This window comes from bacterium, from assembly GCA_023145965.1.
GTDB lineage: Bacteria > UBP14 > UBA6098 > UBA6098 > UBA6098 > UBA6098.
The window spans coordinates 1-7,682 of sequence record JAGLDC010000044.1; the positions used below are offsets into that span (position 1 = coordinate 1).

Consider the following 7,682-nt stretch of genomic DNA (forward strand, 5'->3'; position numbering starts at 1 on the left):
ACATTCTGTAGGTCTCGATGTTAAAAAGCCGTATCTATCCGAATATGCAAATGGCATTCCCTTCTCAAACTCTTCCTCCATAAGGCGAGCATGACGGTATGCTTTCTCGATGCAACTACCGCCTAATGCAACTCGAAAACGAAGGTGGTCGAGCACATTGATGCTAACAAATTTGCTTTCATCCTCTGAGAGAAAAAGAGCGGTGCCATTTGGATAGTCTAGGAGTTCCATAGGTGCGCTAAAGCGTTCAATAAGAAATTTCCTATCTTCGCCGCGGAGTACATCTGTTTCTAAAAGTTTGAAATTACGAAGGGATTTTTCGAGATTATTAATCAAAGATCGACGAAAGCTTTTAAGTTCGGTTTCGCCAAGGCGATTTGGGAAGGCTTTATCGGCAATATTCCTAACATAACACGCCTCAGAAGCAATGACTACCTCGAAATTCTGACCGCCTGAGGAAAGCCATCTAGGTAGCCTTGGGGGGTATATCCTATCGATCAATTGCTATCCTTCTGCAACTTGAAAATTTCGTCCCTGAGTTCAGCGGCTTTCTCAAAATTCTCTTCAATAACAGCCTCAGAGAGTTTCCATTTGAGTTGCACGAGATCGAATGTTCTTTCTTTGCCGGGGCCTCTTCCTTTGTGGTATGTTGCCGAATGTATTCCCTTTAGTATGTCAGCAATGAATCTCTCGAATGCGGAGTAGCATTGTGGACAGCCAAAGAGGCCGGTTCTGAGGAACTGTGAGAAGCTGAGTTTACAGTTTGAGCAGAATATATCCTGCTTTTCGGCTTTAAATTTTATCGAGGAATTTTTGGCTTTTCGATTGAATTTAGCTTGTTCGGCAATGCCTGCCTTTCGAGCGCAATCCTGACATAAATACTGGATTATTTTTTCGCCTTTAACAATGATAACACATCGCACCTCACCCGGATTATCCTTACATATGTAGCACTTCTCCATTTATCAACTTTTCTAATTATCGATTTAAAAATAATTTTTTATCTTTTAATAAATACGAATGATCGGCCATTTTTGCAAGTTCTCTATTGTGAGTGGCTAAAACGACGGCGGTGCCAATGTTTCTTGATAATTTAATCAATAATTCTACCAGATGTTCCTCATTTTTTGAGTCTAGATTGCCGGTGGGTTCATCCGCAAGAATTAGCTTTGGCTTGTTAATGAGCGCTCGCGCAAGGGCAATTCTTTGTTGTTCTCCACCGGAAAGTTCATTTGGGAAATGGTTGGCTCGGTTAGATAATCCAATTTCGGATAAGATTTCATCGGCGCTTTTTTCCGCTGAGGTGCGGTTTGTTCCTGCTAGGAGCGCCGGTAATGAGATGTTTTCGCGGGCATCAAATTCCGGAAGAAGGTAGTGAAATTGGAAAATAAAACCAATTTCTGAGTTCCTGATTCTGGATAGTTGACTATCGGTGAGTTTCGAGATATCGAGCTTATTGAATAGGATGGTGCCCAAATCAGGTGTATCTAGAAATCCCAAGACATGTAAAAGCGTTGATTTACCGACGCCGGATTCACCGGTTATCGATACTACTTGACCGGCGAAAAGCTCGATCGAAAGGTCTTCGAGAACCTTGAGCTTCGAGCCAGCGCCTTCGCGATAGCTTTTACTGATATTTTCCGCTTTTAAAATCAATTCAGTTCATTATACAAAAATTAATTTCTTGCGCAAGCAACGATCTTTTTCGGTTTTTCTTTCCCAGGCTATTTATTGAGAGGCATGGATTTTAAATATTTAAACTTGATTTAATGACTATATTCTTGTATTAATCAAAGTTATAAGAGTTTTTTAAATATTGACGAGGTTATGTTATGCCGAAAATGGAAAATGGAACAAAAATAACGGGCATTTTAGACAAATTCTCACGTCCACAATTTATTTTTCTCATTGCACTTATCACTATTCCGCTATGTTATTTCATTTTCAATCCTCAACCGAGCCTTATAGATGATAATTTCCACTATATGAATCTTGCCCAGCAGTTGTATTCGGGGGAAGGTTATACAAGCCCTTATTCCATAGAAGCTATACCTGAAACCCATGTTGCGCCGGGATTTCCATTTATTCTATCTCTGATAATGAGGTTTGCTGGTAATGGTAAACCGATTATTGCCTTAAAGTTATTCAATAATATTTGTTATTTACTTGCGATTATTTTCTTGGCATTGGTTTTTGATAAACATCTCAAAGTCAATCGATGGGTGTCGTTTTTTTTCTCGATATTTATGGTCTTCAATGTCGAGATATCCAGATATGCTTCTATGGTTACGACTGAAGCTCCCTTTCTGCTTTTTTCAATTCTAACGATATTTTTATTCCTCGAGTATGCTCAGGAAAAGAAATTCTTGTATTTTCTTTTTGCGAGTCTCTCGACGGTTGCTGCTTTATATATAAGGATTCCGGGAGCACCACTGGCTGTAATATCCTTTATTTGGTTAATTTGGCGCAAGGATTATAAAAAAGCCGTTCTCTACGCAGTGATAGTGGGTGCGCTCGTTGGGATTTGGGTTTTTCCATTGCTTTTCTCAGGTGAGTTTAGGTATATGTCTCAACTCGGCAGGGGAGGGCTCGACACCTCTAAGTATGGAAGATTCGGTTCCTTCACATCGAGATATTTCCACCATTTATTTTCATACATATTCAAATACATTCCGTCGCTTTTTATTCCTCACCATCTGGTTTTTCTTCACCGAGGGTCCGAAATCAGCATATTCAGTTGGCTTGGCTTGATTCTTGGTATTCCGTTCACCGCATTTACTGTTTGGGGAACAGTAAGAACCTTCAGGGATAAGAAGAACAACCTCGTGACGCTTTACGCGGTTTTGTATTACCTAATTTATTCTGTTTTTGGTTCTCATGGCACTCGATATGCCAGTTATGCATTCCCATTTATATTTTATATCGCGATTTTGGGCTTTTGGGCTTTTCTGGAATGGGCGAAATTGAAAAGAGCTTGGAGGTTAGTAATTGCTACAGTCCTTTTGGGATTGATGGTTTTTTTAGAGGGCTTTCCTGCTTTCCTTTCAGATACCAAACTTACATCGGTTACACGGGCTTATTATAAACAGCATGGGTCAGAATACACCGAACTGGGACAACTATACAGGTATAAGCAAGAGTTATCAGTTTTGAAGATGCACAAAGCGTTTCGATGGTGTGCTAAGAATCTCCCCGAAGGCGATGTTATACTCGCTTCTCAATATAGAACTGCTCATTTTCTAACCGATCATCATGTTGTTGTGCCATTGCATGTGCAGAAATATTTTAAAGTAGGTTTCCGTGGTTTCATTGCCGATAAGAGTATAGCGGAAATAGATTCACTTGGAGAATGGGTTCTTGATAACAAGGCTACATATATTGTATTCGATCCAATATACAATATTTCCAGTTATTTTATAGCTCCCATGATGAGTCGTTATCAAGAATGCTTCGAAGAGATTTATAGGACGGAACAGCCTAAAACTATGATATTTTCTGTTGATACTACCTGTCTTAGGTCCTCGATTTCAAAGGGGAATCAGAAATACGTCGATTATTACAAGAGCCTATATAAAGCCAAGGTGGCTAAGAAAGAAAAGCAAATAGATTCCTTACTTGCATTGCGTGTCAATATCGATGAAGAAAGCGAAATTGCGAATATATGCCGAACTCATAGCTATTTGATCGACATGAAAAACCAAGAGGAAGCCCAAATGTTTTTCGAAGGGGCCCTTGTTCTTTTCCCGGATGATCCGGATTTATGGATGAATCGGGGTATAGATCTTAATCAAGCGGGAATGAATGATATGTCGATAATTGCCCTTGAAAAAGCGAAAGCTCTTGGCGCTGACGAGGCGGATTGCTATAATAATATAGCTACAGCCTATGCAAATTTGAAGGATTATGATAATTCCCGCGAGAATTTTGAAATGGCGGCTAAGCTCGAACCCAATGATCCATTGATATTCCGAAATCTTTTCTCGGTTATGGTTTATCAAGGGGATCTTCAGTCTGCGGAAAAGCTTATTAACGAGCAACTTGCTCGAACCGATGTCGATTCATCCTTTGTTGAACAAATTAGGGCTATGCAGACACAATATCAAAACTGGAAAGCCAATAAACCAACAAGATAAAGAGTAAAGGCCATGTATCGCGGGAAAAATCGCCGTTGTGATCCCGGCATTTAATGAGGAAAGGCAAAATGGTAAAAAAGATCGATAAAATAATCGACTCGATCGTGCCGATTCTCGCGAGGAATAACGCCCGCCGCGCCGCCCTTTTCGGCTCGGTTATCTCCGACAATTTCGACGAACAAAGCGATGTCGATATCCTCGTCGAGCTCGACGATTCCCTGAGCCTTCTCGATTATATCGGAATAATAATCGAGCTGGAAGACAAGCTCGGACGCAAGGTCGATCTTGTCGAATACGACACAATTAAACCCGCTCTGAAAGACGAAATCGAACGAAGCGCGTTGAGGATATTATGACGAAGCGAAACGAAGTATATTTCAAGGACATCATCGAGAGCATAGATATAATAAAAGACTATACTAAAGGTAAAAATATTAACGATTTTTCCAACAATCAACTTTTACAAGACGGCGTGATAAGACGCCTTGAAATAATCGGTGAGGCCGTTAAAAAAATCGACCCGAACCTGAAAAAAGAATGCCCGAATATCAAATGGCGGCAAATAGCCGGAATGAGAGATGTCCTGATTCACGATTATTTCGGGGTCAACATTAAACGAGTTTGGAATGTAATCGAGTCCGATCTCGATAACCTAAAAAACGAACTCCTATCGATTATGAAAGAAATTTAACTATGTATCGCGACAAGAAAATCGCAGTTATTATATGAGGAAAAGCTCATAGCCAGAACTATCGAGACTTTGCCGGATTTCGATACGGAAATAAGATGGCGAAGGTGCGGAATTAGCTATAAATTTAATAGTTTGGGTTAAATAGAACCCATTGAGATGGAGTAATCATGTCTGTTGAACTCAAGGAAGAAGCGAAATCACTTATCGATCAATTAGACGATATATATGTCAGAGAAATGATGGATTTCATGTTATGGCTTAAAGACCGGAAGGAATGGGAAGCGACCTACGAAATAATGTCGATTACCGGGGCCGAAAGTAAATTTAGGGAGGGATTATCCGCGCTGGACAAGGGAGACAAGATTTTGCTTACTCAATTTGAGAATGAGTAATTTCAAATACGAAATATTTCTCTCCAGACCTGCCGAGAAGGATTTATGCGCTCTTCCTAATAAAGATAGGTCTCGAATTATTAACGCGCTGGGAGTTTTTGAAAAAATCCTTTTTTTGGCCCGAATATCCGCAAACTCAAGGGGCAATTTGAAGGTTCGTTTCGACTTAGAATGGGTAAATACAGGATCATTTATCGGATAATCGAAAGAGAAAAAACCGTCGAGGTTATTATGATAATCCACCGAGGCAAAGGATATTAATTCATGTTCCGCGATAAAAAAATAGCAGTTGTGATTCCCGCGTATAACGAGGAAAGGCTCATAGCTAAGACTATCGAGACCTTGCCGGATTTCGTCGATAAGATAATCGTCGTCGACGACAAAAGCAAAGACAAGACGGCGGAAATCGTCGAGCGAATAGTGAATGGCGACGAGCGAGTTATCCTGCTTAAACACGAGAAGAACCGGGGCAACGGCACCGCGAGAGCGACAGGATTTAAAAAATGTCTCGAACTCGACATCGATATCGTTGTTACGTTGGACGGCGATAACCAGATGGACCCGGACGACATGGCGGCTCTTCTCGATCCGATCGTCGATGGTCGTGCCGATTTCACAAAGGGCAACCGCCTCGTCACCGGCGAGGCATGGAAGAAGATCCCGCACATTAGGTATCTCGGCAATTCCGCATTAACTTTTATGACCAAGATCGCCAGCGGATATTGGCAGGTTACAGATTCGCAATGCGGATATACCGCCGCGACAATCAAAGTCTATAAAACTATTCCGTTGGATAAAATTTATTCCGATTACGGTGTTTTCAACGATTTACTCGTTACGTTGAATATCTTTAATTTTCGCGTTATGGATGTGCCGGTTGCGCCGATTTACGGCATCGGCGAGAAAAGCGGAATGAAACTGCGTAAGGTGCTTTTCTATATGCCTTTTCTCATGCTTAAACTTTTCATTCGCAGAATGGTGCAGAAATATATCATCCGGGATTTCCACCCGCTGATCTTCTTTTATGCCTTCGGGGGATTCCTGTTTCTGCTGGATATCCCGCTTATCGTGCGCCTTCTTTATTATTGGATAATTACGACGCACATCCCGAAGATTAACGCGCTCGCGATACTCTTCTGCACATTCATGGGGATGCAGTCGATCCTTTTTGCCATGCTGTTCGACATGGAAGCCAACCGGGAATTGAAAGGGTAAAAAGATAGCAATATATCAAATATCCTTATAATGAGATAAACTAAAGGTAGTATTTATGGAATATGCAATAGCACTGAAAAAGACAGATGATGGTTATTCTGTTTGGGTTCCGGGACTTCCCGGATGCTGGTCTCAGGGGAAAACCCGCGAAGAGGCGGTTTTTAATATAAAGGACGCTATCGCACTTTATATTGAGGTCGCGAGGGAACTTGCAGGCAGTGAAGCCGAAATGATCGAGGTGGCTATTGCCTAAACTGCCCGGGATTTCTCATATTCGAGCAGTGAAAGTATTCGAGAAAATCGGTTTCCGTATCATGCGGCGGAAAAAGCACATTGTGATGACCGACGGAAAGCGGATTCTCGTTATCCCGCGAGCAAACCCGATAAACTCTTTCACTATGGCAGGTATCGTTGCCGATGCAGGGATAACTGTCGAGCAATTTAAGGACCTGTTGTGATAACGAAACTCGCCATGCTGTTCGATATGGAAGCCAACCGGGAACTGAAAGGATAAATAATCTCCGAAAAGAAGAATATCGCTTTATTTCCGGCGCATCCCGCACAAATATGGATTTTAAAGCAAGTTGCCGAAGGACTTAAGGATTACGCAAATATCGCATGGGTGATTCGAGACAAAGATATATCTCTGAAATTGGCGAAGCTTCTTGGAATCGACTACGAGACATTTTCAAAGGCCTCGACAGGTTATACCGGCAACGGAATCGAGATTCTCAAAAACACCGCCAAAGCGATTTCTTACATTAGAAAAAACAATATCGATATTTGGGTCTCAAAATACGGCGCGGCGCACATCGCCTCGTGGCTTACTCGGAAGAAATCCATAGCTTTTATCGATGACGATATCGAGTTGGTTCCCCTCGTGGCCTGGACGAGTTTCCCGTTTGCGAAAAAGATTATTGCGCCCGAAGTCACAAGGACAGGAAGATTCGATAAAAAAACAATCCGTTTTAAAGGAAATTTCGAACTGTTCTATCTTCATCCTAAGAGATTCGCGCCGGATACAGCTATATATAACGATCTCGGAATTAATAGAAACGATAAGTTCGCGGTTATCCGACTTTCGGCTTTGACGGCTCATCACGATATCGGGAAAAAAGGAATAAGCCAAAAACTTCTGGATGGCGTATTAGACGTCGTCAAAGATCGAATGCATGTTTTTATTACCAGTGAGAAGCCTCTCGACTCAAAATTCGAAGAATTCAGGATGCCGATTCCGCCCCATAAAATTCA

12 protein-coding genes are annotated in these 7,682 nt (G+C 41.5%); 9 read left to right on the top strand and 3 right to left on the bottom strand.

The features are described from left to right. The 3 genes from KAH81_05180 to KAH81_05190 form a co-directional block, all read right to left on the bottom strand. The coding region (locus tag KAH81_05180) for a hypothetical protein (protein MCK5833048.1) at window positions 1-501 on the bottom strand (501 nt) is incomplete at its 3' end. Next, complete coding sequence (locus KAH81_05185; protein ID MCK5833049.1) at window positions 498-962, bottom strand: UvrB/UvrC motif-containing protein; 465 nt, start codon at window positions 960-962, stop codon at window positions 498-500. The genes KAH81_05185 and KAH81_05180, both read right to left, overlap by 4 nt. Window positions 963-978: 16 nt before the next feature. Then, window positions 979-1,653 (bottom strand): ABC transporter ATP-binding protein, encoded by a 675-nt coding sequence (locus KAH81_05190; protein ID MCK5833050.1) that lies wholly within the window; start codon window positions 1,651-1,653, stop codon window positions 979-981. Between the two features lie 179 nt (window positions 1,654-1,832). On the opposite strand from KAH81_05190, the gene KAH81_05195 reads away from it, so the two are divergent. The 9 genes from KAH81_05195 to KAH81_05235 all read left to right on the top strand — a co-directional run. Beyond that, on the top strand, window positions 1,833-4,133 hold the full coding sequence (locus tag KAH81_05195) for a glycosyltransferase family 39 protein (GenBank protein ID MCK5833051.1): 2,301 nt from the start codon (window positions 1,833-1,835) through the stop codon (window positions 4,131-4,133). 53 nt (window positions 4,134-4,186) lie between these two features. Then, entirely contained in the window at window positions 4,187-4,489 is a 303-nt protein-coding gene (locus KAH81_05200) for a nucleotidyltransferase family protein (protein MCK5833052.1), read from the top strand. Further along, on the top strand, window positions 4,486-4,824 hold the full coding sequence (locus tag KAH81_05205) for a DUF86 domain-containing protein (GenBank protein MCK5833053.1): 339 nt from the start codon (window positions 4,486-4,488) through the stop codon (window positions 4,822-4,824). Before KAH81_05200 ends, KAH81_05205 begins: the two co-directional genes overlap by 4 nt. Window positions 4,825-4,991: 167 nt before the next feature. After that, window positions 4,992-5,216 (top strand): hypothetical protein, encoded by a 225-nt coding sequence (locus KAH81_05210; GenBank protein ID MCK5833054.1) that lies wholly within the window; start codon window positions 4,992-4,994, stop codon window positions 5,214-5,216. Between the two features lie 126 nt (window positions 5,217-5,342). Next, window positions 5,343-5,477 carry a type II toxin-antitoxin system RelE/ParE family toxin gene (locus tag KAH81_05215; GenBank protein MCK5833055.1) on the top strand — a complete coding sequence of 45 codons (135 nt, stop codon included), beginning with the start codon at window positions 5,343-5,345 and terminating at the stop codon, window positions 5,475-5,477. Window positions 5,478-5,480: 3 nt separating this feature from the next. Next, window positions 5,481-6,431, top strand: a complete 951-nt coding sequence (locus tag KAH81_05220; GenBank protein MCK5833056.1) for a glycosyltransferase family 2 protein — start codon at window positions 5,481-5,483, stop codon at window positions 6,429-6,431. A 55-nt stretch (window positions 6,432-6,486) separates the two neighbouring features. Continuing rightward, window positions 6,487-6,684: a type II toxin-antitoxin system HicB family antitoxin gene (locus KAH81_05225; protein MCK5833057.1), complete on the top strand. Its 198-nt coding sequence runs from the start codon at window positions 6,487-6,489 to the stop codon at window positions 6,682-6,684. After that, on the top strand, window positions 6,677-6,889 hold the full coding sequence (locus KAH81_05230) for a hypothetical protein (GenBank protein MCK5833058.1): 213 nt from the start codon (window positions 6,677-6,679) through the stop codon (window positions 6,887-6,889). The genes KAH81_05225 and KAH81_05230 overlap by 8 nt, the downstream gene beginning before the upstream one ends. 164 nt (window positions 6,890-7,053) lie before the next feature. Beyond that, window positions 7,054-7,682: hypothetical protein (locus tag KAH81_05235; protein MCK5833059.1), on the top strand; the 629-nt coding region annotated here is incomplete at its 3' end.